Source organism: Roseimicrobium gellanilyticum, from assembly GCF_003315205.1.
In the GTDB taxonomy this organism is placed as follows: domain Bacteria; phylum Verrucomicrobiota; class Verrucomicrobiia; order Verrucomicrobiales; family Verrucomicrobiaceae; genus Roseimicrobium; species Roseimicrobium gellanilyticum.
The window spans coordinates 1-26920 of the sequence record NZ_QNRR01000002.1; the positions used below are offsets into that span (position 1 = coordinate 1).

The 26920-nt window shown below is 60.3% G+C and carries 19 protein-coding genes; 7 read left to right on the forward strand and 12 right to left on the reverse strand.

All coding sequences use genetic code 11. From position 1 onward, the window contains the following. Positions 1–820: 820 nt before the first annotated feature. On the reverse strand, positions 821–1783 hold the full coding sequence (locus tag DES53_RS05320; protein ID WP_170156877.1) for a lysophospholipid acyltransferase family protein: 963 nt from the start codon (positions 1781–1783) through the stop codon (positions 821–823). A 41-nt stretch (positions 1784–1824) separates the two neighbouring features. On the opposite strand from DES53_RS05320, the gene DES53_RS05325 reads away from it, so the two are divergent. The 3 genes from DES53_RS05325 (at position 1825) to gatA (ending at position 4851) form a co-directional block, all read left to right on the forward strand. After that, positions 1825–2829, forward strand: coding sequence for a M20/M25/M40 family metallo-hydrolase (locus tag DES53_RS05325; RefSeq protein ID WP_113957206.1), 1005 nt, complete (start codon positions 1825–1827; stop codon positions 2827–2829). 194 nt (positions 2830–3023) lie between these two features. After that, complete coding sequence (gene gatC / locus DES53_RS05330) at positions 3024–3317, forward strand: Asp-tRNA(Asn)/Glu-tRNA(Gln) amidotransferase subunit GatC (protein WP_113957207.1); 294 nt, start codon at positions 3024–3026, stop codon at positions 3315–3317. A gap of 61 nt (positions 3318–3378) precedes the next feature. After that, complete coding sequence (gene gatA / locus DES53_RS05335; RefSeq protein WP_113957208.1) at positions 3379–4851, forward strand: Asp-tRNA(Asn)/Glu-tRNA(Gln) amidotransferase subunit GatA; 1473 nt, start codon at positions 3379–3381, stop codon at positions 4849–4851. A 364-nt stretch (positions 4852–5215) separates the two neighbouring features. Here the strand turns inward: gatA and DES53_RS05340 are convergent, their stop codons facing one another. Next, complete coding sequence (locus DES53_RS05340) at positions 5216–5554, reverse strand: hypothetical protein (protein WP_113957209.1); 339 nt, start codon at positions 5552–5554, stop codon at positions 5216–5218. A gap of 400 nt (positions 5555–5954) precedes the next feature. Here DES53_RS05340 and DES53_RS05345 point away from each other — a divergent pair, with 400 nt between their 5' ends. Further along, positions 5955–7343 (forward strand): sulfatase family protein, encoded by a 1389-nt coding sequence (locus DES53_RS05345; protein ID WP_113957210.1) that lies wholly within the window; start codon positions 5955–5957, stop codon positions 7341–7343. Between the two features lie 12 nt (positions 7344–7355). Here the strand turns inward: DES53_RS05345 and DES53_RS32810 are convergent, their stop codons facing one another. Next, on the reverse strand, positions 7356–7502 hold the full coding sequence (locus DES53_RS32810; protein WP_170156878.1) for a hypothetical protein: 147 nt from the start codon (positions 7500–7502) through the stop codon (positions 7356–7358). 148 nt (positions 7503–7650) lie between these two features. On the opposite strand from DES53_RS32810, the gene DES53_RS05355 reads away from it, so the two are divergent. Together DES53_RS05355 and DES53_RS05360 are read left to right on the forward strand one after the other, a co-directional pair. Continuing rightward, positions 7651–9351: a sulfatase family protein gene (locus DES53_RS05355; RefSeq protein ID WP_113957212.1), complete on the forward strand. Its 1701-nt coding sequence runs from the start codon at positions 7651–7653 to the stop codon at positions 9349–9351. A 236-nt stretch (positions 9352–9587) separates the two neighbouring features. Continuing rightward, positions 9588–11111, forward strand: coding sequence for a sulfatase (locus tag DES53_RS05360; protein WP_113957213.1), 1524 nt, complete (start codon positions 9588–9590; stop codon positions 11109–11111). A gap of 62 nt (positions 11112–11173) precedes the next feature. On the opposite strand, the gene DES53_RS05365 is transcribed toward DES53_RS05360, so the two are convergent. Further along, positions 11174–11593 carry a DUF2721 domain-containing protein gene (locus DES53_RS05365; RefSeq protein ID WP_113958104.1) on the reverse strand — a complete coding sequence of 140 codons (420 nt, stop codon included), beginning with the start codon at positions 11591–11593 and terminating at the stop codon, positions 11174–11176. Between the two features lie 98 nt (positions 11594–11691). Here DES53_RS05365 and DES53_RS05370 point away from each other — a divergent pair, with 98 nt between their 5' ends. Then, a complete protein-coding gene (locus tag DES53_RS05370) occupies positions 11692–12129 on the forward strand; it encodes an HIT family protein (protein WP_113958105.1) in 438 nt (145 codons plus the stop codon). A 9-nt stretch (positions 12130–12138) separates the two neighbouring features. On the opposite strand, the gene DES53_RS05375 is transcribed toward DES53_RS05370, so the two are convergent. The 8 genes from DES53_RS05375 to DES53_RS05410 form a co-directional block, all read right to left on the reverse strand. After that, positions 12139–13626: an arylsulfatase gene (locus DES53_RS05375; protein ID WP_113957214.1), complete on the reverse strand. Its 1488-nt coding sequence runs from the start codon at positions 13624–13626 to the stop codon at positions 12139–12141. Continuing rightward, positions 13623–15137 (reverse strand): sulfatase family protein, encoded by a 1515-nt coding sequence (locus tag DES53_RS05380; protein ID WP_113957215.1) that lies wholly within the window; start codon positions 15135–15137, stop codon positions 13623–13625. The genes DES53_RS05375 and DES53_RS05380 overlap by 4 nt, the downstream gene beginning before the upstream one ends. 36 nt (positions 15138–15173) lie before the next feature. Beyond that, a complete protein-coding gene (locus tag DES53_RS05385) occupies positions 15174–17027 on the reverse strand; it encodes an arylsulfatase (protein WP_113957216.1) in 1854 nt (617 codons plus the stop codon). A 54-nt stretch (positions 17028–17081) separates the two neighbouring features. Then, positions 17082–18569, reverse strand: coding sequence for a sulfatase family protein (locus DES53_RS05390; RefSeq protein WP_113957217.1), 1488 nt, complete (start codon positions 18567–18569; stop codon positions 17082–17084). A 49-nt stretch (positions 18570–18618) separates the two neighbouring features. Further along, on the reverse strand, positions 18619–20607 hold the full coding sequence (locus DES53_RS05395) for a metallophosphoesterase family protein (RefSeq protein ID WP_113957218.1): 1989 nt from the start codon (positions 20605–20607) through the stop codon (positions 18619–18621). Positions 20608–20777: 170 nt separating this feature from the next. Further along, the gene (locus DES53_RS05400; protein WP_113957219.1) at positions 20778–23438 is read right to left on the reverse strand and encodes a ligand-binding sensor domain-containing protein; all 2661 of its coding nucleotides are present in this window, start codon (positions 23436–23438) and stop codon (positions 20778–20780) included. 119 nt (positions 23439–23557) lie between these two features. Continuing rightward, on the reverse strand, positions 23558–25252 hold the full coding sequence (locus DES53_RS05405; RefSeq protein WP_113957220.1) for a tetratricopeptide repeat protein: 1695 nt from the start codon (positions 25250–25252) through the stop codon (positions 23558–23560). Positions 25253–25471: 219 nt separating this feature from the next. Then, complete coding sequence (locus DES53_RS05410) at positions 25472–26902, reverse strand: FAD-dependent oxidoreductase (protein WP_113957221.1); 1431 nt, start codon at positions 26900–26902, stop codon at positions 25472–25474. Positions 26903–26920: the final 18 nt, after the last annotated feature.

Consider the following 26920-nt stretch of genomic DNA (forward strand, 5'->3'; position numbering starts at 1 on the left):
GGGGGGGGGGGGGGGGGGGGGGGGGGGGGGGGGGGGGGGGGGGGGGGGGGGGGGGGGGGGGGGTGGGGGGGGGGGGGGTGGGGCTTGGGTGTGGTGGTGTTGGAACCTGGGGAAGGGTTAGCCGCAAAAAGACGCAAGAGGTGCAGGGGGGAGGTGGGTTGCGTGGGGTGGTGGGCGGTGGGGACGATTTGGGTTAACCGCAGAGGGGCGGAGAGGCAGAGGACGCAGAGGAGGGAAGGGGGTGGTGCTGGGAGAGGCGATGTGCTTTGGGGTGGATGAGCTTCGATGCGGAGGAGGCAGAGACGCGCAGGGATGCTTCTTGGGTGGTGTGGTGCCAGAGGGGAGTGCGGGCTGGGGAGGAATGGCCGCGAAAGAACGCAGAGAACGCAAAGGGGAGGGGCTGCGTGGGGTGATTGGGTCGGGGGTGGGTTTTGGGAGTGGTGGGGTGGTGGGCGTGAAGGTTGGCCGCAAAAAGACGCAAGAGGCGCAGGAGAGAGGGAGACTGCGTGGGGTGTGGGGTGCTTTTCTGGACACGCTATCCTGTGAGCAAGTGTCACCATCGCCACAGCAGGCTGTGGACTCTGGAAAGCGGCAGCAGGCTGCTCGCAGTCCAAGGCCGCTTCGCGGCACAGCATCTGGATCAGTCGTGTGTATTTCGATCTACTCTGGTACCATGCAGTTCATAAATTGACGCACGTGTGCGAAGGGGGACGAAGCGACCCAACACTCTGCCAACTCACGCAGGCCGCTTCTTTTTGAGTTTTTTGCGTCTTTTTGCGTTCTCTGCGTTCTTTTGCGGCCATTCCCTCCGGGCTTGCTTTCACCCCTGACTCTCGGCGAGCAGTTCACGGAAGGGTTTGCTGGGGTTGGCGTAGGCGGGGTACTTGGGGTTTTGGTCGAGGCTGGGGAGGTAGCGCCAGTGTTTGTACATCCACATCCAGGCTTCGGGGTGTTTGCGGATTTGGGATTCGAATTTGTCCCACACAGCCTGGGTCAGGGAGGCGTTGGTGGGGAACTTTTCCGGCTCGAAGTGGGATTCGACTTCCACGTCGTAGGTGCCGTCGGGCATGGGGATGCAGACGCCGGCGATGATGGGGAGCTCAAGGCGGCATGAGAGGCTGGCGTGCAGGGTGGTAACGCAGGTTTTCAAGCCAAAACAATCAATGGCGGCGGCGGTCTTGTTGGGCCGGATGGTGAGGTCGGTGAGGAGGGCAGCGTGGCCTTTGCGTTTGAGTTCTTTTACCAGACGCAGCATGGCACCCTCCTGGGGAATGATGGTGTGGCCGCTGCCCTGTCGCAGCCGGGTGAAGATGGTGGTGAGGGCGGGGTTCTTGAAGTCCTGCGCCACGACGGTCCACGCGAATCCTCGGAAGCCCATGGCCAGGCTGACAAGCTCGAAGTTCCCAAAGTGCGGCGTGACCCAGATGCAGCCGCGCTCCCGGGCTTCGGTTTCGGAGGCGGGGTTGGCGAAGGTCACCTTCACGTACTCGGTGTAGTTTTCCTTCGTCAGGCGGAGGGACCAGAAGAGGTCGAAGAAGGTGCGGGCGAAGGTCTGGTAGGAGCCGAGGGTGATACGGGAGATTTGTCCGGGGGTGATGCCCTCGCTGGCGAAGGCGACCCGCAGGTTTTCGTGGGCGGTCTCCCGCCCGCGCGTGTCGAAAAAGCAGGCGAGGGCACCCACGGCATTGCTCAGAAGAAGGATCGAGCGGCGGGAGAGGCGGGGCAGCAGTCGGGTGGCGAAATGGACGAGCAGGGTCTCCAGAGCTTGACGAATCTTCTTCACGTGGCGTTTGGTAGTGTGCGAAAACGAGTTACAATGTGCCCATGGCAGACACGCTGACCTCTATCCTCAAGAAGCTCCTCAATCAACCCACCGCGCCATTCCACGAGTATCACGTGCGGGCGCAGATTGAACAGTACCTGCTGGACGTGCCCAACGTCGAGCTCTCCACGGATGCATTCGGCAACCTGCTGGCCACCTATCGCAAGGGCAAACACAAATCCACGCCGGTGTGGGCACTGGGTGCGCACATGGACCACCCCGCTTGGGTGAAGGTGCCGGGCAAGACGGATGAGTGGGAATTCCTGGGCGGCGTGCCGAAGAATCTCGTGGAGAAGAAGGAGAACATCGCTCTGCGCAAGGAAAGCGGCGATATCGCTCCGTGGGGGTTCCCGGTCGTGTTTGAAGATGGCAAGGTCCACGCGGCTGCGTGTGATGATGTGGTGGGCTGCGCGATCATCGTGGCTGTGTTCAAGGAATTGTCCCGTCTGGGTCTGGATGCCACGGTGCATGCGGCCTTCACCCGTGCGGAAGAAGTGGGCTTCCTCGGTGCCTGGCATCTGGGCAAGCACTGGCCCTTCGGCAAGGACGCAGTTTTCCTCTCGCTGGAAACCAGCCGCCCGGTGAATGGCGCGGAGATGGGGGATGGCCCGATTGTCCGTGTGGGCGATCGCCTTTCTGTTTTCGACCATGAACTCATCAACGTGCTGATGCGCACCGCGGCGGAGCAGGGGATTCGTGTGCAGCGCTGCCTGCTCGACGCTGGCGCCTGTGAAGCCACCGCCCTGCAAGCCTGTGGTATCCGCAGCGTGGGGCTGAGCGTGCCTCTGGGCAACTATCACAATTTGGACGACGACCAGAATATCGTGTCCGAATACGTGGACATTGAGGACGTGAAGCAGATGATCAATCTCATCGTCGCCCTCGTGGCTACGAAGCACGACGGCCTCGGCGAGCGCACCCTGGAAGAGCGAGTGAACCTCCGGATGAAGGAGTACAAGAAGTACCTCGAAATCGGGAACGCGAAGTACGAGGAGATGACGGCGTAGTCGTCGGGCTGGCGTGCTGGGGCTTTTTGCGAAGACGCGGAGAGACGGAGAGGTTGAGAGGTGGAGAGGTGGAGACACGGAGGACTGAATAGAGGTTTCCGTGTCTTTTCTTTTTAGGTCTCGGCCTGCGCTCGAGCGCCTTGCTTTCCTGTTCGTTTGACTTTGCTCCTGCAGCGTCTCCTTTGACCCCATTCATGTCGCAGTCAGAAATCAATCTCCAGCACACCGCCAAGCTTGCCCGCCTCGAACTCACGGAGGAGGAGATGGCGCGGTACCAGTCCCAGATTGCGGGTATCCTGGACTACATGAAGGTGCTGGAGGCGCATGAAGATCTGGCCGCGGTGGACCCGACTGCGCATGCCATGCCGGTGTATGATGTTTGGCGTGAAGATGCCTCGCGTGATGGCTTCACCGCGGAAGAAGCGCTCTCCAATGCGCCTCGCAAATCGCAGGGCCAGTTCCTCATCACCCGTGTGGTGGAGGAGTAGTCTGCACCTGCTGGCAGCTTCCCTTTTCTCCTTTTCCATTTCACTTATCCCTTCCCCCTCAGTGTCCCTCTCAGAATCCACCATTGCCCAGCTTCGCAAGCAGCTCAAAAGCGGAGACATCACGCCTGCGGATATCATCAAGGATCTGCATCAGGGCATGGAGAAGGTGAATGAGTCGCTTGGCGCGTACATCTCCTATGATGTGGAGGCGGCGCTGAAGGAGGCGGAGACAGCGGACCTCTCTCTCCCGCTCGGTGGCATCCCCATCGCGGTGAAGGATAACATCAATGTGAAGGGCCAGCCGTGCACCTGCGGCTCGAAGTTTCTGGACGAGAACTACACGGCTCCCTACAACGCCACGAGCATCGACCTGCTGCGCAAGGGGGGCGCGATTCCTTTTGGCCGGGCGAACATGGATGAGTTTGCGATGGGCTCCTCCACGGAGAACTCGGCCTTTTTTCCGGCGCGCAATCCCTGGGATCTCGCTCGTGTGCCGGGTGGCTCCAGCGGTGGCTCGGCGACGGCGGTAGGTGCGAATATCGCGCTGGCAGCGCTGGGCTCGGATACGGGTGGCTCGATTCGCCAGCCAGCTGCTTTCTGCGGGAATGTGGGCATCAAGCCGACGTATGGGCGTGTCTCGCGCTACGGCCTCGTGGCGTTTGCCTCGTCGCTGGACCAGATTGGCCCCATCACGAAGACGGTGGAAGATGCCGCGCTGGTGCTGAATCACCTCTGTGGTCATGATGCGCGCGATAGCACCTCGTTGAAGGTGGAGGTGCCGGATTTCACCTCCGCACTGGGGCAGGACCTCAAGGGCCTGCGCATCGGCATCGCGAAGGAGCATTTCATTGATGGCATTCACCCCGGCATCCGCGAAGCGGTGGAGAAGGCGGTGAAGCAGATGGAATCTCTCGGCGCAACCATCGTGGACATCTCGCTGCCGCACACGGATATCGGCATTGCGACGTATTACATTCTCGCGCCGGCGGAAGCTTCGGCTAACCTCGCACGATTCGACGGGGTGCGGTATGGGCATCGTGCGGAGGTGCCTGCTGACGTGGAGAATGACAAGCGTCTGCTGTACCACTATCAAAAGACCCGCTCCGAGGGCTTCGGACCCGAGGTAAAGCGCCGCATCCTGCTGGGCACGTACGTGCTGAGCTCCGGCTACTACGATGCCTACTATGTGAAGGCGCAGAAGGCGCGCACGCTGGTGCGTCGTGACTTCACCGAGGCGTTTGAGAAGGTGGACCTCGTGGTGTCTCCTACCACGCCGGTGCCGCCCTTCAAGATTGGTGCGTTCCGCGATGATCCGCTCTCGTTATATTTGGAGGACCTATTCACCATCCCTGCGAATCTCGCCGGGCTGCCTGCCATCAGCGTGCCGTGTGGCATGATCCAGCATGAAGGTGTGGAGCTGCCGGTGGGATTGCACCTGACGGCGAAGCCGCTGGATGAGGTGACGGTGCTGCGTGCGGCGCATGCGTATGAGCAGGCGACGGAGTGGCATAAGAGGCGGGCGCCGGGGGTGTAGCCAACCGAGAGCTTGCGTCCATTTGTACTGGTCGCTTGTTCTAGAGCGGTGTTGATACTGTTGTGGTCGAGCAAACCTTCGACCTTTCCTTCAGGACCTCGTCTGGTTTATTGTCTCGCGCGCCAGATACACTGGTGGGGAGCCGCTGCGTCGGCTTCCTGATCAGGTGGGCGGAGGCGGGGGGGCATTTGGGGTACCAATAGCTTGCCACGTGTGAGTTCCACACCGCCTCCGCCCTCTCTAGTTAGGAAGCCGGCGCAGCGGCTCCCCACCGGTGTAAGGGTGTGCAGAGCGATAGACCGGAGGTGCGTGACAAGATTCGGTAGTACCTGTGTGGCCTGGGCCTCATCTCAATGACATTTGGCTACTCCTTCTTCTCTGGCCACGGTGGCACGGGCTTGGTCTCGCCTTTTTTGAGACCGCCGAGGTGTTTCAAGACCTCGTCATAGTGGGCGTCTCCGGGGGCGTAGGTGATGAGGGCGTCTCCTTTGATGCCCTTCCCGTCGCCGTAGCCGGATTCTGTTTCGGCGCGGAGTTGCATTTCGATGGTGCCGTCCGTTCGCATCTTGGCGGTGCCGATGGAGGGTGCGTTGCTGGTGGCTGCGCTTTGGTTGTTCTGCTGTGGATCTATCGATGGGGGCTCCGAGCAGCCGGTGAGGGTGACAAGCATCATGCCCAGCAGGAAGGGGGTCAGCCTTTTCATAGGAGGTTGATGGTAGCGGAAGCATTGAGGTGCGTCATGTAAAGAGGGAGTCAAGGCGGTGTGAGGGGCACAGGGGGATTTGAAAACGGCGAAGTGGCGTGGCAGTGGGTGCCGAAGGCCTTGGACTGCGGCAGCCTGCTTCCGCTTTGAAGAGTCCGCAGCCTGCTGCGGCGATGGTGAGTCTGGCTCATGGGATGACGCGTCCTGAAGTGTTTGGCGACTGCGTCGCGATGAAGCGTGCAGCAGGCTGCACTGGGAGAAAGCGGCAGCAGGCTGCGCGCAGTCCAAGGACGCCGCGCGTCAGCATCCGGGCTCTGGTGTGAGGTCCGCTGCATCCCCAATGTCTTCCGCAAGATTTAGGCAAGCTGGGGGCTATCTCGACGTTCAGACAGCATCCCGTATGCGCTTCTTTCGTTTTGCAGCCCTTGCCTTGCTGTCGCTGGTCTCAGTGACCGCGCCGGTGTTTGCTGAAAACGCCCGGCCCAACATCATCCTCATCATGGCGGATGACTTCGGGTATGAGTGTGTGACGGCAAATGGTGGGGAGTCGTACAAGACGCCGGTGCTGGACAAGCTGGCGGCGGGTGGGGTGCGCTTTGAGCAATGTCATGTGCAGCCGCTCTGCACGCCCACACGTGTGCAGCTCATGACCGGGAAGTACAATGTGCGGAACTACCTGAACTTCGGCACGCTGCTGGAAAGTGAGAAGACGTTTGCGAACGTGCTGAAGGAGACGGGCTATGCGACTGGCATCTGCGGGAACTGGCAGCTTGGCCGCGGCAAGGAATTGCCGCGGCACTTCGGCTTTGATGAATCGTGTCTCTGGCAGCACACACGCCGCCCGCCGCGCTATGCGAATCCGGGGCTGGAATACAATGGGGTGGAGAAGGACTTCACCAATGGCGAGTATGGCCCGAAACTGGTGAACGACTTCGCGCTGGATTTCATCACGCGGCACAAGGAGAAGCCCTTTTTCCTGTACTATCCGATGATGCTCACGCACGATCCCTTCCAGCCCACGCCGGACAGCGAAGACTGGGACCCGGCGACCCAGGGTGAGCAGGCGAAGAAGAACGTGAAGCACTTCGCGGACATGACGGCGTACATGGACAAGATGATCGGCCAGGTGGTGACGAAGCTGGAGGAACTGGGCCTTCGCGAAAATACACTGGTGATCTTCCTGGGAGACAATGGCACGGGCAAAGGGGTGAGTTCGAAGTTCAAGGGTGCCGACTATCCCGGTGGCAAGGGCAGTACCCATGCACGTGGTACGCATGTGCCGCTGATCGCGAGCTGGCCTGCGGTGATGAAGGAGGCACGTGTCTGCAAGGGCCTCATCAGTAGTGCGGATTTCCTGCCGACCATTTGTGATGCTGCGGGCGTGAAGGTGCCGGAGGGGGTGGATGGCGTGAGCTTCCTGCCACAGTTGCGTGGGGAGAAAGGCGCGCCGCGTGAATGGCTCTACACGTGGTACTCACCACGACAGGCGAAGGATTTGGCGGTGCGTGAGTGCGCCTTCGACCAACACTACAAGCTCTACAAGAATGGTGACTTCTTCGCGCTTGCGGGAGATCTCGATGAGAAGAAGCCGATGAAGGTGGCTGAACTGCAGGGTGATGCGGCTGTGGCTGCGGTGAAACTTCAGAAGGTGCTGGACCAGTACAAGGATGTGCGGCCGGAGGCGCTGGACAGGGCCTTTGCGGAGAATGGTGCGCCCAAGCCGGGGAAGCCCAATGCGAAGGGGAAGGGGAAAAACAAAGGTCAGGGCCAGAAAGCAGATGAACAGTGAGGTTCGTAGTGTCTATGCAAAGCTCGCGAACCAAACTCGAAACAAGCCGGCGCCGAAGGCCTTGGACTGCGTGCAGCCTGCTGCCGCTTTCCCCAGTGCAGCCTGCTGCGCGTCCCTCAGCGGCGAAGCCGCGAAGACTTTGTCGTGATGTGGTGTCATGTGCGAGTGTTGCCATCGCCACAGCAGGCTGCCGCAGTCCAAGGCCTTCGGCTTCCGGATTTTATACTCATGGGTGGCTATGAAATGCCATCCGTTGTCTTTGCCGTCCCCTCCAATTTTGTCTGACTTCAGCCGTACGCATTCCATCATGAAACTCCATCGTCTCCACCTCCTCTTCGCGTTGCTAGCGTGTTCGTTCCTGGCACCGATGCACATTCATGCTGCCGAGAACGGCAAAGCGAAGCGGCCCAACATCCTCTTCTTTTTCGCCGATGACTGGGGCAAGTATGCGAGCATCTATGCCGAGGTGGAGGGGAAGGGGGGCATCAATGATGTGGTGCGTACGCCGAACATCGACAAGATTGCGAAGCGTGGGGTGCTCTTCCGCAATGCGCATGTGAACTCGCCCTCATGCACGCCTTGCCGGTCGTCGTTGCTCTCGGGGCAGTACTTCTGGCGCACGGGTCGTGGTGCGATTCTGCGTGGCGCGGTGTGGGATGAGAAGATTCCCTCGTATCCACTGCTGATGCGAGATGCGGGTTATCACATTGGGAAATCGTATAAAGTCTGGGGGCCGGGCACGCCGTCCGATGCGCCGTATGGGAAGCAGGAGTATGCGTATCAGAAGGCAGGTGGCCGTATCAACAACTTCTCTGAAAACGTCACGGAGATGGTGGCTAAGGGGAAGCCGCTGGAGCAGGCCAAGCAGGAGCTGTATGGTGAGGCGCGGCAGAATTTTCGTGATTTCCTGGCGGCGCGTGAAGGGGACAAGCCTTTCTGCTTTTGGTTTGGTGCGACGAATGTGCATCGCAAGTGGATCAAGGGCAGTGGCAAGGCGTTGTGGGGACTGGAGCCAGATGCGCTGAAGGGGAAGATGCCGGCCTTCCTTCCCGATGTGCCCGAGGTTCGTGAAGACCTTGTCGACTACTTTGGCGAGATCGCCGCGTGGGATGCGACGGTGGGGCAACTGATGGAAGAACTGGAGAAGAGTGGCGAGGCGGAGAATACCATCATCGCCATCAGCGGTGACCATGGTGCGCCGGGGTTCCCGCATGGGAAGTGCAACCTGTATGGCTTCGGCACGAATGTGACGCTGGTACTGGCTGGTCCGGGCGTGAAGGGTGGGCGTGTGGTGGATGATTTCGTATTGCTGCCGGATCTCGCGCCCACCTTCCTCGAAGCGGGTGGTGTTTCTGTGCCCGAGGTGATGACGGGTCGCAGTCTGTGGAACGTGTTGAAGTCGGATAAGAGTGGGCTAGTCGATGAGAAGCGCACATCTGTGATCACGGGACGCGAGCGTCACGTCGAGAATGCACGCGCTGACTATGCGCCGTATCCGCAGCGAGCCATTCGTACGAAGGACCATGTGTTGATTGTGAACTTCCATCCTGAGCGCTGGCCGCTGGGTGATCCGTACGGTCTTGGAGAAGGTGAGCAGGAGCCCACTCGGGAAGAGGTGACTGAGAATACGCGCGTGACCTTGCCTGATGATGACTCAGGCCCGACGAAGGCGTGGCTGGTCAGCGTGCGCAACACGCCGGAGTGGAAGGAACATTTCAACTGGGTCTTTGGCAAGAGGCCCAAGTATGAGCTCTATGATCTGAAGTATGATCCGGATGAGACGAAGAATGTGGCGGAGGATCCTGCCTTTGCCCAGGTGAAGGCGGATTTGGAAAAGCGTCTCATGGATGAACTGAAGCGCACGGGTGATCCGCGCATGGTGGATGATGGTTCCTATTTCGAGAAGCCGCCGCTCGCGGGACCGATTGATGATGCGGAGGGCAGGGGAGGCGCGGGTCCGGGCGCGCGAGGGAAGGGGAAAGGGAAGAAGGCGGCGGCGCAGGAGTAGCTGATTTGAAGTGCTGGAGCTTGCTCCAGCTTTGGGTAGCGGAGCTTGCTCCGCGTGAAGCCAAGATTGGGCAGGAGCTCAGAAGAGGATTCTTACTCAGGGGTCACCTCACGGCAGCAGGCTGCCTGCGGAAAGCTGGAGCAAGCTCCAGCAGTCCAAATTCGCGTATCGCTTTGCGTAAGACGTAGACCATTTCTTCGTTACAAGGCCCTCCGATTCCTCCAGACTCTCACATCATGCGCACGTTCCTTATCCTACTCCTGTTGGTGGCTTCGCTGCCTTTTGCGCCCAAGGCTCAGGCACAGAAGCCGAATGTTCTTTTCCTCATCTCGGATGATTTGAACAATTACCTCGGCTGCTACGGGGACCCGCGGGCGAAGACGCCGAACATCGACAAGCTCGCGTCGCGCGGGGTGCGTTTTGATCGCGCCTACTGCACCTTCCCGTTGTGTGGTCCGAGCAGAAACTCGATGCTCACGGGCCTTTATCCGAACAGCACGGGCATCCTCTCCAACGGCCAGATTTTCCGCCAGACCATTCCGAAGCAGTGGAGCCTGCCGCAGGCATTTCGCTTGGATGGCTACTTCGCGGCGCGCATTGGAAAGCTGTATCACTACAATGTGCCGAACTCGATTGGTACGAATGGCCATGACGACCCCGGATCGTGGGAACTGGAGATGAATCGTGCTGGGGTGGATAGGTTGGAAGATCAGTCGAAGATCTTTTCGCTTATCCCCGGAAACTTCGGTGGCACACTGAGCTGGTACGCCTCGCCGAAGAGCGATGAGTTTCACACGGATGGACTCGCGGCCAAGGATGCGGAGTGGGTGCTGGAACGTTGTGCCAAGGAGAAGGATCGTCCTTTCTTCCTGGCCGTGGGTTTCTTCCGCCCGCATACCCCTTATGTCTCACCGAAGACGCCGTACTTTGACATGTATCCAGAGTCCGAGATGCCAGTCGTGCAGGGGGTGAAGGAAGATCAAGCGGACCTGCCGCCTGCAGCCCTTGGCAGCTACAAGAAGGAACAGGATAAGCTCACCGATGATCTCCGTCGCCAGACGTTGCAGGCATACTATGCGAGCATCAGTTTCATGGATGCGCAGGTGGGGCGCGTGGTGGATGCGCTCGACCGGCTCGGACTCTCTGAGAACACCATCATTGTCTTCACCAGCGACCACGGATATCACATGGGAGAGCATGGTCTGTGGCAGAAGCAGAGTGTTTTCGAAGGCAGTGCGCGTGTGCCGCTGCTGATCGTGGCGCCCGGCGCAACCAAGGGTGGCGTGGCGAAGTCACCAGTGAGCCATCTCGACCTGTATCCGACCCTCACCGAACTGTGTGGTGTAAAGGCGCCGGCAAACATCCAGGGACAGAGCCTCGTGGGCATGTTGCAGGATCCCAAGGAGAAGGGGCGTGGTTGGGCGCTGACGCAGGTGGTGCGTGGCGGAGGTTTCCGTCGTGGGGGCGCCAGTGCCGCTGCGGGCGACAATGGGAATCGCTTCTTCGGTTACAGCCTGCGCACGGACCGCTGGCGCTACACGGAATGGGGCGAAGGAGAGAAGGGGCGCGAGTTGTACGACCACGAAGGCGACGCGGAGGAACTCACCAACCTCGCGAACGATCCGAAGCATGCGAAGACGGTTGAGGAACTCTCCAGGCAACTGCGTGACGCGGTGAAAAGCAGCTTCCCTGCTGATGGCAAAATTCCTGTGCTCGACAAAGAGGCTGTGATGTGGCCGCCGAACCTCACGGAACCGTAGAGCGTAGACATTGGTGGGTCAGGCGCCTGTCTGACGCGCGGAGGGATGCACGATGCTGCGTCCTACCGCGTGAAAATTCCTCTGCCCTTCTCGCTGCGTTCGATGTCCTTCAACTGCACATCCAGTGCACGCACGGAGATCTGAATCTCCCAGGCAGAGACGATCAAGGAGGCAATCATGAAGAGAAGGCTCGCTCCGAAGGTGGCCTTCCCAGCCTCCAGCCAACCGAGGAACAGGCAAAACATTGCCACGGTGCAAAGCAGGATGCTGACCACTCCGAGGAACTGCATGGTGCGGATCATTTTGAGCCGTGTGCGAAGATTCTGAATCTGCTGCACATAGATCTCATGCGGGGCCGCTGTGTGCGCGGCATGCAGCGCACGCACCACGGATGCCAGGCCCAGAAAGCGATTCGTGTAGGCCAGCAGCAGCAGGGAGATGGCTGGGAAAAGCAAGGACGGTGTGGCGAGGGTGATCTCCATGAAGCGCTGAAACTCCACTCCGATGGACGGGAGGTCAAGCAATGCCCATGACGCGGGGTGTGGACCATTTGCGGCGATGGGCTACACTCGGCGTCATCATGAAGACCACCTTTCAGCGAATCATTGAAGGGGAATTGCCTGCCAGCTTCGTGCTGAAGAATGAGAAGGTGTGCGCCTTTCTGGACATCCATCCCTACAATGCAGGTCATACACTGGTGGTGCCGCGTCACTTTGCGGCGAGTCTCGAAGAGCTGCCCCAAGAGTTTGCTTCGGCCATGTTTGCCGCAGGGCGGCGCATCGTGATTGCGCTCAAGAACTGTGGGATTCCCTGCGATGGCGTGAATCTGAAACTCAATGATGGCGTGGCGGCAGGTCAGGATGTGATGCACTGCCATCTGCACGTCATCCCACGATTGCATGGTGACAGTCTGGCGGCTGGCGGGTGGGGGCAGGTTGCCAGCGAGCCCTGGGACGAATCCCGCCGTATGCACCTGGACGGGATTGCAGAGCGGATTCGGGAAGCCCTGCCAGAGTAACCTGTCACCCTACTTGCCCGCGACCGCAGGCTTTTCCATGGGGAAGATGGTGTTCTCACTCACCTCCGTCTTCAGCAGCTCTTCGGCCTGTTGAATCACGTCCGCGCTGCCCGCTGCAATGTCCTTTTTCTCGGAGCGATCCGTCGCGATGTCATACACTTCCCAGTTGCCGGGTTTCTTGGTCTTCAACCCCTGGCGTACGGCCTTCTTGTCACCGATGCGCACGGCGATCTGTCCGGTGTATTCGGGAAAGAGCCAGAGCATGGGCTTCGTGTGTGCCGTGTTCTTGCCGCTGGTGATGGCGGGCCAGAGGCTCTCACCATCCAGGCCCTCGGGCTTGGTGAGTCCAGTTGCTTCACACAGGGTGGGGAACCAATCAGCGAAGTAGCCTGGCGAATCGTTCACCACGTTTGCGGGGATCTTGCCCGGCAGGCGCGCGATCATCGGCACCCGGATGCCGCCCTCATACACGCTGCCCTTGAAACCTCGCAGGTCGGCGGTGCTGTTGAAGAACTTTGCATCGGCGCCGCCCACGCTGAATTTGGAGTCCGCATTGCGTGGATGGGTGGTGCCATTGTCACTGGTGAAAATGATGAGGGTGCGATCGGCGACACCTGCTTTTTCGAGTGAGTCCATCACCCTGCCCACATAGCTGTCGAGATCCGAGATCATGGCAGCATAGCCGGCGTGCGGACGGGGATGTGGCACATAGCCATTTTCACCGCGATACGGTTCCTGGTCCCACTCCTTGGGGAACTTCTCCACACTTTCTTTGGGCGGATGCATGGAGACGTGCGGTTCGATGAAGGCGAGGTAGAGGAAGAAGGGTTTCTTCGCATTGTCCGCGATGAACTTCTCCGCCTCGGCAATCATCAGTTTGGGAGCGTAGGTTTCGCCAATCCAGTCCTCCAACTTTACTTCGCCTTCCGGTTGCTTTGCATGGCCGGGAATGGGCTTTTGATTGATGACTACCTTTTCGGAGTTTCTCCACACATGGGAGGGATAGTAGCTGTGGGCAACGGACTGGCAGTTGTACCCGAAGAAGAGATCAAAGCCTTTCGTGTTGGGATCCCCGGTGCTGCCTACGGGTCCGAGACCCCATTTTCCCATGGCACCTGTGGCGTAGCCTGCCTCCCGAAAGACCTGGGCAATCGTCCGGGCTTTCTCCGAGATGGGATATTGCCCCTCCTCGTACCGCGGCAGAAGCTTCTTCGCCTGCATGTTGCCGCGAATCTCTGCATGACCTAGGTGCTTGCCGGTCATGAGCACGCATCGCGAGGGCGCGCATACCGGCGCTCCGGAGTAGTGCTGCGTGAAACGGCTTCCCTGCTTCGCGAGCTTGTCGAGATTTGGCGTGGGAATCTTCTCCTGTCCATAGCAGCCGAGTTCTCCCCAGCCCAGATCATCCGCGATGACAAAGACCACATTCAACTTCTCCGCCGCAGGGGATGCAACGGCCGTGACGAGGAGGAAGCAGAGGGCGGAAATGCGTTTCATGACTGCGTGGGAACGGTGGGTGTCGAGACCTTCTTGCCACCGGGCTTCTTCCCCGGGGCATTCTTGCGATAGCCACGCTCTCCCATGGGCAGGAGGGCGCCACCCCTGGCATCCCTCTCCTGATTGCAGAGGGCGCGCATGGCTTTGAGGGCCTCCGCGTGGGCGGGATCCGCAGCCACATTCTTCAGTTCATCCTTGTCCGCCTTCAGGTCGTAGAGCAGTTCGTTGGAGGGTGCGGGCTGATCCACGTAGCGCGCATACATGTACTGTTGACCGCGCATTCCCTCCCAGGTGAGTGTCGGCGCGAGATCGAGGTGTTCGCAGAAGAAATGGTCGCGCCAGGTGGTTGGTTGTTCTCCACGCACCAGTGGCGCGAGGCTGCTGCCCTGGTAGCCGGCAGGTTTCGCCACTCCTGCCCAATCAAGGAAAGTCGCCGGGAGATCCACGTTCAGTGCCATTTCATCCAGCACGCGCCCCCGCTTTTCCTTCGGCAGACGTGGGTCATAGATGATCATGGGCACACGCAGGGATTCATCATAGTGTGACCACTTCCCCTGGAAACCCCGGTCACCGAGGTAGTAGCCATTGTCCGCGGTGTACACAATGATGGTATTGTCCGCGAGACCGGCGTCTCGCAGGACCTGAAGCACTCGGGCGATGGCCTTATCAATCCCACTGATCATGCGGAAGTACGCGCGCACATTTATCTCGTACTTCTCCGGCGTGTCATAGCCCCAGAAGAAGCGTTCGCGATTGATGGATTGCTTGAGGAATTCCGGCTGGCTTTCGTAGATGGCGGGAGCGCCGAGTCGTGGCGGGGGAATCTTTGTATCCTCATACATGCCATCGGTTGATGGCGGCCAGGGATAGTGGCCGATGCCCGGACGTTTGTCACCATCCTCTGCATGGGCGGCATTGAACCAGAGGTTCAGGCAGAAGGGTTGATCCTTCGGTTGGACCTTGATGAACTCAATGCCACGATCGCAGATGATGTCCGTCTCATGACGCTTGGTGCCATCCGGCATGCTCTTCAGATAGGGATTCCGGCCAACGGGCTCGTACACATCGTACTGGGACTCTGGTTTGAATCCCGGAGGCGCCATCATGTGCCACTTTCCGATGTGGCCTGTGCGATAGCCCGCCTGGCGCAGTTCCACCGGGAACGTGTGTGCCAGCGACTCTGGCTTCACCGTGGGCAGCGAGTCACGCAAGGCATGCGTGCGCGCCCATTGTCCTGTAAGCACGGTGGCACGGCTCACCCAGCACACGGAGGTGGTGACGAAAGCATTCCTGAAACGCACGCCCTCCGACGCAAGCGCGTCGATGGCGGGCGTCCTGATGATCGGGTGTCCCGCGCAACCAAGCGTGTCGTAGCGCTGGTCATCCGCAAACAGGAAGAGGATGTTTGGCCTCTTCGACGTTGACGCAGAGCTGGGTGAGGGCGCCTGCGCAGCAACATGGCCCAGGGGCAATGTGACAACAGCGAGTGCGGAGAGGAGCCATGAATTCATGAGGGAGGATGAGGCGCGAGGGTTCTCTTCAATTTGCTACTCCGCCAATGTGAGCGTCACGCGGCGGACATCCATCACGGACTTGCCGGGTATTTCCAGCGCACGCAGTGTGAGCGGGCCCTGTCCCTCCGTGAGCTTCATCTTTCCGAGGTTCAACGTGCGGAACTCCTTCATCTGCGATTCGCCATGTGGACGCGGCAGGGTGTCCTGATTTGTATTCAGCGGAGGGTCCCATCCGGGCGAGACCTTTCCTGTGTGCGAGCTGCCATTGAAGCTGAGTTCGACGGTGGCACCTGCGTCCGACTCCGGGCAGGTGTAGTCGATGGTCACTTCATAAGTTCCCGTGGTGTGCACATCGAGGAGCCACACCATGCAGTCGTCCTTGCTGCGCCAGTTTACAAAATAGGAGCAGTTCGGCGCATTGCTGCTGCGCTGGACTTCTCCACGTGGATCTCCATCACGCGCCGGCAGCATGGTGATGGGGAATTCGCGGTAACCCACCGGGATGGGGCGCGGATCCACGGCATTCGCGGGATTGTTCTTCCGGCCGCCGCCTTTGGGTTTGTTGGGCTGGGCCTGAGCCTGGGCTTGAACTTGGGTCTTGGGTTTCAAGGCTGGCGCGGCATCCGTGCCGAACATCTCCAGCCGCCACGCCTTCACTGCATCCTTGAGCTTGGCTGCCAGCGCCGGTTCCTTGTCATTGATGGGCGTGGACTGACCGGGGTCGGTAGTCATGTCATACAGGTTCCCGGCGTTGTCCAGGCGATGGACTTGCGTGCGCACACTCACCTGACCTCCCCAAGTCGAGAAGATGCTCCGGGCGACCCATTCCACCTTTTCGCGCTTGAGTAGTGGGGATAGGTCCCATCCATCCAGCGGCTTGTCTCCCACTCGCTTCACACCTGCCAATGACGTAAGCGTGGGCAGCAGGTCGATCGCGCCGCTGATGTAGGAAACGGTGTGTCCCTTGGGCAGTTGCGCGGGCCAGCTGATGTAACACACGGAGCGAACGCCCCCTTCATCCGTATTGCTCTTCTTACCCTTCATGCCGCCGGTCCATCGATGGGAGTTGGGACCGTTGTCCGAGAAATAGAGCACGATGGTATTCTCAGAAAGATTCAATTCCTTCAGCTTCGCCAGCACCCTGCCTACATTCATGTCCTGATTGGCCAGCATGGCATGCACCACACGCGTCTCATCGATGTTTTCCTGCTTTTCATCCGTGGCCCGCTGGGTGATTTCCTTCTGCTTGAATTCATCCCAGTTCTTCTGCGGTGCGGACCACGGTGAGTGCGGCGTGGTGAAGGGCACATAGCAGAGGAAGGGCTTGTCCTTGTTCTTCTCGATGAATCCGAGGGCGCGGTCGGTGCAGACGTCCACGATGTATCCCTTCGTGCGAATCATGCGGCCGTTTTCCTCCAGCGGCGCGTCAAAGTACTCGCCCCAGTGACCGGAGCTGTGGCCGAAATATTCGTCAAACCCGCGTGCCATGGGATGGTAGGGCCACTGTGTGCCATTGTGCCACTTCCCAAAAGCGCCCGTGGCATAGCCGGCAGCTTTGAAGGCATCTGCCACCGTCTTCTCAGAAAGGTCGAGCCGTTCCTGTCCCGTGGAGACACCCTTCACTCCGCCACGTGGATGGTATCGTCCCGTGAGGAACTCCGCCCGTGTGGGTGAGCACACCGGGCAGACATAGAAGCGATCGAGTGATACGCCGTTCTGCGCAATGGAGTCGATGTTTGGCGTGACGGCGGCCTTGTTCCCCGAGTGACCGTAGTCTCCCCATCCGGCATCATCGGCGAGGAAGATGACGAGGTTCGGCTTCTCTGCAGCGTGGGACAGCGAGACGCTCAAGAGCCATGTGCAAGCAAGAGTGAGGAGGAGTTTCATGTGGGAAGATGGCAAAAGGAAGGTGGATCTCGGCGTGATTCTTGGGGAACGACGTCACTCGTCGGCATCCTTTTTGGGGGCTGTTTTGCCTTTGCCTTTCGCGCCAGGCTTCTTCGCCGGTGTATTGAGGTGAGTCATGGGCTTCTCCATGGCCTTCATCGCGGCCATGCCCTCGGGAGTGAGCAACGGGTCCTTGGTGTTTTCGCGCCACTCCAACAAGGCGGTTTGCAGACGCTTCAGCGTTTCTGCATGCTCGGGTTGCGAGGCTAGGTCTTTCCACTCCCATGGATCCGTCTGCAGATCGTACAGTTCGAACTCAGGTGGATTGGCCGCGAGCTCGAAGAGCTTGGCGACCTCGGTTCCAGAGAACTTCTCACTGCGTGCCATCGCGAGAGCAGCGTCACCATCGATGCCGGAGTTTGGCCTGGCCTTTCCGGCAAGCAGATTGTGGATCAGTTTGTACCGGGCGTCGCGAATGGTGCGGCGCGGAAAGAAAGGGATGGAACCATGAAAATGAAACTCGGTGGCCAGGTACTGGCGATGCTGGGAGGCATCCAGGGTGTGGCGGAGCGAGCGGCCCTGTACGTTCCCGGGGATGGTTTGTCCCGTTGCGTCCAGAATGGTTGGCAAGAGGTCCACCGTGCCCACGAGTGCAGGCGTGCGTTCTCCGGGAGTGAAGACACCGGGCCACAGCGCGAGCATGGGTACCTTCACCCCACCTTCGTAGCAGGAGGTCTTCCCACGCACAAAAGGCGGACCATGGTCTCCCACGAAGAGCACAAGTGTGTTGTTCATCTTGCCCGAGGCCTCCAGCTCAGCGAGGAGCAGGCCGAGTCCGGCATCAATGCGCGTGACAGCATTGTAGTACTGCGTCACACGCTCGATTTGTTCTTGAGTATCGATCTTCTGGAATGGGAAGGGAGGCACCTCACCGACCTTCAATGGAGTTTCAGGGATGCCCTCATATTGCGTCGGAAATGCCTCATCCGGCGGACGGGGACTGCGTCCCATGACGTGCGGATCCGCGAAGTTTACCATGAAGAAGAAGGGCTCCTGCGTCTCGCGGATGTAGGCACCGGCGACCTTTGCCACATTCTTCACATCACGCATGTCTGACTTGAGCCGCTGGTCGAAGGGGAATGTATTCTCGGGAGCCACGTGCAGCTTTCCCAGGAGGGCGGTGCTGTAGCCGGCATTCTTCAGCAGTGCGGGAATGGTCTGTGCCCGCAACGGCTCATGCAGGGCAAAGCCTCCATTCACCAAACCGTACTGTCCATTCGCGTGCGGATAGATGCCTGTGAACATTGCGCTGCGAGAAGGACTGCACGAGGCCTGGGCCACGTAGGCATTCTCAAAGAGGCGCCCTTTTTTTGCCATCGCGTCGAGATTCGGCGTGCGTGCCACCTTGTCTCCGTAGCAGCCCACCTGCACGCCGAGATCGTCGGAGGTGATGAGCAGCACATTGACTTTGGGATTCTCCGCGGCGGAGGCGGAAAGCCATGCACTGATGAAGACCAGCAGGAGGAGGAAGGTGCGTTTCATAGGGAGAGGGAAATAAGAAGCTGGTGTGAGGCGTGAGAAGCAGGTGTGATTAGAAGAGCTTCACCGTGCGCGAGCCTGCTGCGGTCTGCTCTTTTGCCTCCAGTCCGGCGAGTGATTGTTTGTCCGGCTTGTACGCACCCACCTTCACTGTGTATTTCCCGGGCGCATACACACGTGGCTGGAAGCGATTTCCCCGCGCGCGCACGGTGTAGAGGACTTCACCGCTCATCTCCGCGATGACCTGGACCACGGGATCCTTCGCGTCTTCGAAGAGCAGCTCCGGCAGATAGCCTTGCACCTTGCGTCCATCATTCTGGTCCATGTCCACCGTGATGGGCCACCCGGGGAACTGTGCCTTGTTGCCCTGCTTCGCATCCGAGAAGCGCGGCCAGCATTCGAAGATGATCTTGCGCTTTGACTTCTGGAAGCGCACGAGGCCATAGCCATCGGCGCGCTGCTTCTCATCCGAAATATCCGGCGGATTCGCATAGGCCATCATCGAGATGCGATTGCCGAGACCGTCCTTGAAATCACCGGTCCACGGCAGCGGGCTGCCGGGCACAGGGTTGGGCCCCGGCTGCTCATCGAGGGGATGCCACCAGCGACCGTAGATGGTATTCACCAGCGCCGGACTGGTGAAAGCGTAGGGGCCGTCACCAAACTCCGCGATGCCATGCTTCACGGTCACGGCCAGATGCTGGTCTCCACAAAGATGCACTGCCCATGCACGGCGGATTTCTTCCAGAGTGCGATTGCGCGGTGTCTGCGGCCAGCCATTGCAGTCCAGGTCCGCCAGCAGGCGTTCATCCCGCTTCCCATGCATGTGCACCGCACCGCAGAAGGCGGTCTGCGAAAGCACGGCCTTCATCTCGCAACCGGTCCAGTCTTGTGTCCAATCGCGCAGGAACTTCTCCTGGCGCTCGCCAAGCAATTGCAGACCGGGCAGGTCTATCGTCTTTGGATCGTACGAAGGATCATTGATGTGGTCCGGGCGTGGACCCATCTGGGGAATCTTGCCTGCGGGGCCGGACTTGAACTTGCGGTCCTCCAGAATGGCAAAGTCGACTCCGCCCACGATCAATCGAGTGTAGTACACCGTGATACCCCGCTCCACGGGCGTGGGATCCACCGGGTCCGGCAGGCTCCACGACTGCTGCCGCTGCACCTGGTTCACATACTCCACGGGGAACATGTATCCGCCATCCGCATTCCCCTTGAGTGTGGAGAGCCTGCCGTTCTCACCCCAGAGATTGGGATGACCCACGTCGTGGTCATCCGGGGTGCAGATGGTGGGACGGTCCTTCATGATGTCCCGGAACTGGAGGCCGAACTCGATCCAGCCCGCGGTGTGCTCCGTGTGACGATAAGTCTGATCTCCTGCGAAGAAGAGAACGTCCGGGTCCTGTAGTTTCAGATTCTCGATGATCTCCGGTCGCAGGCCTGCCGTGCGGCTGGAGTTGCACGACATGTTTGCGATTACAATCTCGTCCTTATCCACTGGGTCACGGCGGATGAGTCCCTCAAACGCGGCTTCCTTCCCATGGCGCACGCGGTAGGGCACGTTCTTCGTCGCATCCCATTTCTCCACACGGATGTGAGCGCTCCATCCGGGATAGAGCACGGGTGACCTGGCTATTTCCTGCCATTTCCCATCCTCGCCTTTCACCTCCAGCCGTGCCTCACGGGGCTCATCTGGCTTCAGCGGGTAGAGCTGAGCGGTCATCTTCAGCACGCCGTTCTGGTGCGTGTAGATGGCGAAAGCCACGACATCCTTGCGTTGCACGTCCATGGGTGGCGGTTGGGTGGCGCGTGCCTGCGCTTGAGGATTCTGCCGGCGAGGTCCGGCAGCGGGTGCCTTTGCCCACCATTCTCCCGTGGCCAGGGAGTCGAGCATGGGAAACTCAGCGCCGAAGGGTTGGGCGGATTCCGCAGCGACCAAGGTCCCTGTACTGCTCAGAGCTGCACCCCCAAAGCCGGCGGCGGTGAGCTTCAGCGCGTCGCGACGGGTGAGGGAGCGTGTGGCTTTCTTCGGCTTCATGGGAGACACGGGAAACGCATCCGCACACCCAAGATTTCATCAAAACAAAGTTGTCCGCCAAGCCACAGTGGTCAGTGGCGCAGCAAGCCAATAGACCCCGCCGCCTCGCCCAACAATGCAAAGTGAGAAATGCAAAATGAAAACTGCAAAGTGCCGGAGCCGAGCCTCAGTCACTTTGCATTCCCGGAAGCACTTCGTCCTAATTCCCCCCAATACCTCACCCACAGGGGTGAAGACCACGCCATGTTCCCATCCGTCTGCTCGATGCGGAGGTAGTAGCGGTTCTCGCCTTGCAGGGGATTCGCATCGGTCCAGGTGGCGCGCGCTTCCTTGTCGTTGCCTTCCATGAGGTGGTAGTCCTGCTCATTGCGTACCACGGTCACGCGCTTGATGGGCGCCGTGCCTGCGACGTGGAAGGTGAGAGCGGGCTTCTCCTTTGAGTCAAACACCTCGCCCATGAGGTGTTCGCCACAGCTCAACTCGACAAAGATCTTGTCCGTGGCTGCACAGGTGCGGCGTGCCTTGAACCCGGCGATGATGCCTTCACGAGTGAACTCCTCCACATACACGCCTCCGAATGAGGTGTGCGTGGCAATGTGATCGCTCGATGCGAAGACACTCAGCTTGTGACCTTCGGAGAGCGCCTTCTGGTACACGCCGTTGTTGTAGGCGGCGGGATTCTTGTTCCCTGCTTCGAAGTCTGTGATGGGGGCTGGAGGAATGGGTTGATTCTTCGGCTCCAGCTTGGCCGGGGTGTACGCTTCCTTCTGGCGCAGGCCGACGGTGGGCTGCGGTGCACCGGGTCCTTCATAGCTCACGCGTGCTCCCTGGAAGATTTCGACGGTGTTCTCATACGTGTTGTCGATGCCGCCCTGATACCTTGTCCAATCTGTGCCCATGCCTGTGGCACCGGTATGGCTGATGACCGCACAGGGATGATCGTAGCGCTTCAGGATGTCCCACAGTTCGGTGGGAAGAATGGCCTGGATGCCTGCGGCTACCGGAAGCTCCTCCTGCCACTGGGACTCGCGGTAGAAAGCACGATTGATGTATACAATCGGACCGCCGCGCTTCGCGAAGACGATATTGCGATGTCCCCACGGGAAGGGCTGCTCCCGCTCATACGCGTACAGCGACGTAAAGCTGCCCGGCGCGAAGAACACATCCACATGCCGCTGCGTGTGCCACCACTCGTACGGGTCATACTTCTTACCCACATCTGTGTGGTCAGAGGTCCCCAGGAAATCCAGACCTGCGAGGTCATAGGCATAGCGATACGCTTCCATCACGCAGCCATCGAAGGCGGTGCGGCAATTGGAAATGTCCGTGTGCCGATGCAGGTCTCCCCAGACGAGCCGGTATGTCTTGCCGCCGACCTTCCACGTGTGATGCTCCGTCAGCGGGCGTGGTGGTGTGGACTCATTCAAGTAGGGCTCCATCTCAGGCGTGCGCGCCACTTCTGCATCAGGCTCCACGGGAAGAGTGGCAAGCTCCGCATCGGTCTTCACCGAGCTGACATACACACCGGCGATGCCGCACTCCTTGCCTGCGCGTTTGTCAGAGGGCCACGTCATCCAAAGTCCGCCACGCGGCCCGAGAAACATTTCCTGGTGGCGATCCTGGCCCATGGAGCTGTCCGGCAGAGCGGCCGGCATGCTCCAGGTTTTTGTCTCTGGAATGTACCGCAGCAGCATGCCCCGCCACATGCCGCTGGTGAAGTAGCGGCAGGCGATCCACACCTGCCCTTCGCGCACCAGCACGGAGGGGACATTGATGGCATAGCCCGGACTCGGATCTGGTGCGGGTGTGGGGCGGCCATTGTGCGGCACGGGCACTTCGGTGAAAGTCTCCGTGGCGATGTCATACCGGCCCAGCAGGAGACGCTTCTGTGCATTGAAGCCCATGGCATTCTCATGACCTCTTGCGTCCAGCCCCCATTGTCGGCGACCGCGCTCGGCCGCGATCCACAGGCCGCCTTTTCCATCCGCGCTGAGGGAGGCGCGCGCTTCATATTCGGGTGTCTCCAGCAGCACGCGATCCTTCACCTTGCCGCTGAGGTCCACATGCGCGAGGCGAAGGTTGAATTCGCTGCCCGCAGAGTTGTCATAGGCGATCCATGCGCCATCGCCATCGGTGAAGGCAAGGCGTGGCTCCCAGTTTCCACCTTCCCTGGCTGTCGAAATGCGAACTGGTTCACTCCACTTTGAATCCGATGGACTCCAATGACGTGTCCATATCTGCGAAGCGCCCGGCCTTACCTCCTGCCATGTGACCCACACACGGCCTGAAGCATCTGTGCCTGCATCCGCGAAGCTTGCCCCGGCATCTGCATACGAGGCGAATTCACTTTCCTCCTCCAGAGCACCCTTGGAAAACCGGCGTGCCCGCAAGGTCATGATGTCTTTTGCATTCACCTGTGCCCAGATACACCATATCCCACCAGCACCATCCGCGGTGATGGTGGGCTGGTGCAGCACGCCCGGCTGTGCTACCACGGCCTGCGGGGTGAACTGGCGTCCCTCGCGCTTTGCGAGATGCAGGGTGTCCGCGACCCCATCGTGCTCGATGTACGTCACCCACAGGCCACCGCCCTTGTCCACGCACACATCCGGAAAGTCACGATGAAGCTTGGGGTCGACGATGGAGAGCCGGTTTGAAAGCGGTGCGAAGAGCTCGGGCTGCGTGATGGCTGGGCGCTTTCCTGCGCCCGGTCGCCTGGGTTTCGCTGCCGCCGGATTTGCCGGTGCGTCTGGTGAAGGAGCGCCCTCCTGACCGAGCAAGGTCAGGAAGGCCAGCAGCAGAAGTGGCGAGAGAAGCAGCGCGACTTTCATGCGGTGGAAACGCCGGGAAGTTCCGGTTCTTCCGCACGGTCTCGCTCGTGCGATGGAATATCATCTCACTTGGAGAAAGTCCGCTGGCGGCGTTCCCACGTGGTCCGTCCGGGGCTGTTTCAGTTCCTGGCTGTCAGTTTCTGGCACATGCAGGAGCTGGGGATTTCCATGTCGGCCTTTGCCCACACCTTGCGGAACCGGGCTTCCACTTCGTCGGCTTCGGTGTTTTTGGATTGGGCGCGGAGGCTTTGGGCGAGGCCGCGGAGGGACCAGCCGTTTTCGGGGAGGCGCTTGAGGTCTTCGCGATAAACTTGCTCGGCCTCGGCGAAGCGTTCGGCTTTCATGAGGCTGGCGCCAAGGGGATGGCGTACGGGGACGAGCCAGCCGGGAGGTTCATCGTAGCGCAAGAGGTCTTCTGCTTTTACGGCAGCGCGCAGGGCGGCGAGGCCTTCTTCCACCTTGCCTTCGCGCACGAGGATTTCGCCTTCCACCATGGGAGTGGACACGGTCAGGATGGACTGGGCGAGGTTGTTGCCGAAGTAGGCGTCCTTCGCTACGAGCTCGGCGCGCTTCAGGTAGATGGCTTGCTCCTTGCGTGCGGACACGGTGTCACCTTTCGCAGCGTAGGCGATAGCACGTGCGGCGGAGTGGATGGCGAGGGAGAGGGGCATGTGGTCTTCGTACTTCTCCTGCTCGGCGAGGATGTCATCCCAGAGGCCGAAGCGAATCATCACCTCCATGGGCATGGCGGCGTAGCCTTCCACCATGCCGGCGTATTCCTTGAGGAAGTCGGCGGGGAGTTCCGCGGTCATGGAACGGATGTGTTTCATGGCGAGGTCGCGTTGGCCGGTCATCATGGCGGCGTAGGAGAGCATGTGGCGATTGTGCGCCACGTACATGTTCAGCATGCCCTTGGGAGGACCGGCTTTCTTGCGGTAGGCCTGGTCGGCTTCGACGGCTTTGATGTTCGAGTCGATTGCCTGCTGCCAGCGGCCGCGACGCACGTCGATGTGGGAGGGCATGTGCACGTTGTGTGCGACACCGGGTTGCAACGCGCGGAGGCGTTCCGCGGCGGCATCGGCGCGACCAGGTTCTTGCGAGGCCTCCACGGCGTGGATGTAGAGATGATTGGCGAGGGGGTGATTCGGATTGAGCGTAATCACGCGATCCAAGGTGGTGATGATCTCGGCGGTGCCGGGTTGCTCGGCGCCTTCGGGTGTCCACTGGTCCCAAGGGCGAAGGTTCATCATCGCTTCAGCGAAGAAGCTGCCGGCATCGGCGTTGTCCGGGTAGCCCTTCCACACTTCACGCATGGCGTCTGCATAGGCGAGGTCCAGTGGGGCGCGGTCTGCGGGTTGTGGATTCGCATAGCGCTTGCTCAGGGCGGAGATCAGCTGCTGCTCGAAGGGTGTGGCCTTCGCGGCGTGCTTCTGGGCGAGTTGCAGTTCTTTCCAGGCAATCTCCGCGGCGTCCGGTGGGACCATGGGGAAATTGATATGTGGGCCGTGGGCATAGGAGATGCCCCAGTGGGCCATGGCGCAGGCGGAGTCGTGCTTCGCGGCTTCACGGAAGGAGCGGATGGCTGCGCCGTGATTGAAGGCATGGAGGAAGGCCAGCCCCTGGTCGAAGTACTTTTGCGCGACAGGGGACTTCGTAGTGACCTTAATCTTGTAGCTGCCCAGGCCTTCGTAGAAGGGCTCGGGTGCTTCCTTTGCCTGCAGGGCAAGGGTGAAGATGAGGGCCATGCTCCACGACAGTCTGGCAAAGAGACGCGCGAGGAGATGGGGGTGATACAGTGACGTATTCTTTTTCATCTGAGGAGGGGAATGTGAAATGCCAGCGGACTGGCAAGGGTTCACGATTCCACAGTCCTCCGCGGAGAAAAGACCGGTAAAATACGGTATTGAGGGGGCCGGGGTACGGTATCGGTGGGTGTGGTCTTGTCCAGAGTGTTCAACACAGAGACACAGAGACGCAGAGGAAACTTCGGAGACTGAGACTGAAACTGAGATGGAGGGGGGACGAACGTGACCCTAGGCGCGCAGGCCCATGGAGGTCAGCTTGGTGACGCTTTCGGTCCAGGCGACTTCGTGCGGGGGGCGCTTGGAGAGGGCGGCGAGGGCGGCGGTGACACCGGCGGCTTCGCCCATGGCCACGGCATTGCCGGTGACGCGGTAGCTGGAGTGGGAGATGAAGTCGCCGCTGATGCAGCGACCGGCCATCATGAGGCCATCCACATCTTTTGCGATGAGGGCGCGCAGGGGAATGTCGTACGGCTTCACCTTGATGTCGGTGGGCATGGTGGCGGAGCCTTTGCGATTGTGCTTCGCGCTGGTGGCATGGATGTCCACGCCGAAGGTCACGCGGGCCACGCCATCGTCATAGCGTGCGCCCTTGATGAGGTCTTCCTTCAGCACGGTGAAGCGGCCGGCGATGCGGCGTCCATCACGCACGCCAATCTGTTCGGCGGTGGCCACGATCTGGAGGCCCTCCCAAGGACCACCGAGGGCGCGCAGGCCATTCACCATTTTGTTCATCTCGGAGCGGGCTCGCACGGTGGCGGAGGTGACTTCTGCAGCGTCGAAGGGCTTGATGCCATACTCGTGATTCAGCATGGCGAAGAGGAGATTGTCCTTCACCTGCCAGAGCGTGGGTCTAGCGTAGGAGGGGAAGTGGCCGGTCTTCTCAATGGCCTCGCGGATGCGCTCCTTCTTGTCGCTGTTGGAGTTTTCACCCGGCAGTGCCTGCCCGAAGCGCACGAACTCGCGGAGGGCTTCGGCGTCTTTCACCATCAGCAGCGCATTCAGCGACATGGGCTGACAAGGGCAGTCCTTGGCCTCACCGATTTCAAAGGAGCAACCCGCGAGCGCGCCGAGGTCGCCATCGCCGGTGGTATCGATGAACACCGGAGCGCGCCAGGCCTGGCGGCCCGACTTGGAGTCGGTGACGATGGTGGTGAGCTTGTTCCCCTCGCGGAAGGCGGCGGCCACACGGGTGTGGAATTGGAACTTCACCCCGGCTTCCACGCAGAGTTCTTCCAGCAGGAGCTTCAGCGCTTCTGGATCGTAGCAGAAGGCGGAGGCTTTGGAGCCGGCACGTGCGCCACGGGCATCGAGCTTGTCGCGCAGTTCCTTGGCGAAGCCTGGCTTGTCGAAGTCGAGGAAGTAGCCCAGCAATCCCGCAGTCCACACGCCGCCGAGGCAGCCTCTCCATTCGAACAAACGCACCCGCGCACCGGCGCGCGCGGCGACGATGGCGGCGCTCACACCGGCAGGGCCAGCGCCGCACACGATGACGTCCGCATCATCCGCGAGGGGAATGTCGCGTGCGGGGTCGTGGAAGGTGCCGGTGTCGGCTTTGGGAGTCTCCTTCATTTCCGCGCCTGACGAGGTGCCCTGTGAAAGTGCGGTGCCTGCGAGGGCGGCATTCAGAAAGTGGCGGCGGGAGACGGAGGCAGGCTTCATGGGAAAAGGAGAACGCAG

Excerpts from the sequence above, each read along its gene's own strand:
- DES53_RS05325 (WP_113957206.1), top strand. The coding sequence starts at position 1,825 with ATGGCAGACACGCTGACCTCTATCCTCAAGAAGCTCCTCAATCAACCC.
- gatC (WP_113957207.1), top strand. The coding sequence starts at position 3,024 with ATGTCGCAGTCAGAAATCAATCTCCAGCACACCGCCAAGCTTGCCCGC.
- DES53_RS05340 (WP_113957209.1), bottom strand. The coding sequence starts at position 5,554 with ATGAAAAGGCTGACCCCCTTCCTGCTGGGCATGATGCTTGTCACCCTC.
- DES53_RS05345 (WP_113957210.1), top strand. The coding sequence starts at position 5,955 with ATGCGCTTCTTTCGTTTTGCAGCCCTTGCCTTGCTGTCGCTGGTCTCA.
- DES53_RS32810 (WP_170156878.1), bottom strand. The coding sequence starts at position 7,502 with ATGACACCACATCACGACAAAGTCTTCGCGGCTTCGCCGCTGAGGGAC.
- DES53_RS05355 (WP_113957212.1), top strand. The coding sequence starts at position 7,651 with ATGAAACTCCATCGTCTCCACCTCCTCTTCGCGTTGCTAGCGTGTTCG.
- DES53_RS05360 (WP_113957213.1), top strand. The coding sequence starts at position 9,588 with ATGCGCACGTTCCTTATCCTACTCCTGTTGGTGGCTTCGCTGCCTTTT.
- DES53_RS05365 (WP_113958104.1), bottom strand. The coding sequence starts at position 11,593 with ATGGAGATCACCCTCGCCACACCGTCCTTGCTTTTCCCAGCCATCTCC.
- DES53_RS05370 (WP_113958105.1), top strand. The coding sequence starts at position 11,692 with ATGAAGACCACCTTTCAGCGAATCATTGAAGGGGAATTGCCTGCCAGC.
- DES53_RS05375 (WP_113957214.1), bottom strand. The coding sequence starts at position 13,626 with ATGAAACGCATTTCCGCCCTCTGCTTCCTCCTCGTCACGGCCGTTGCA.
- DES53_RS05380 (WP_113957215.1), bottom strand. The coding sequence starts at position 15,137 with ATGAATTCATGGCTCCTCTCCGCACTCGCTGTTGTCACATTGCCCCTG.
- DES53_RS05385 (WP_113957216.1), bottom strand. The coding sequence starts at position 17,027 with ATGAAACTCCTCCTCACTCTTGCTTGCACATGGCTCTTGAGCGTCTCG.
- DES53_RS05390 (WP_113957217.1), bottom strand. The coding sequence starts at position 18,569 with ATGAAACGCACCTTCCTCCTCCTGCTGGTCTTCATCAGTGCATGGCTT.
- DES53_RS05395 (WP_113957218.1), bottom strand. The coding sequence starts at position 20,607 with ATGAAGCCGAAGAAAGCCACACGCTCCCTCACCCGTCGCGACGCGCTG.
- DES53_RS05400 (WP_113957219.1), bottom strand. The coding sequence starts at position 23,438 with ATGAAAGTCGCGCTGCTTCTCTCGCCACTTCTGCTGCTGGCCTTCCTG.
- DES53_RS05405 (WP_113957220.1), bottom strand. The coding sequence starts at position 25,252 with ATGAAAAAGAATACGTCACTGTATCACCCCCATCTCCTCGCGCGTCTC.
- DES53_RS05410 (WP_113957221.1), bottom strand. The coding sequence starts at position 26,902 with ATGAAGCCTGCCTCCGTCTCCCGCCGCCACTTTCTGAATGCCGCCCTC.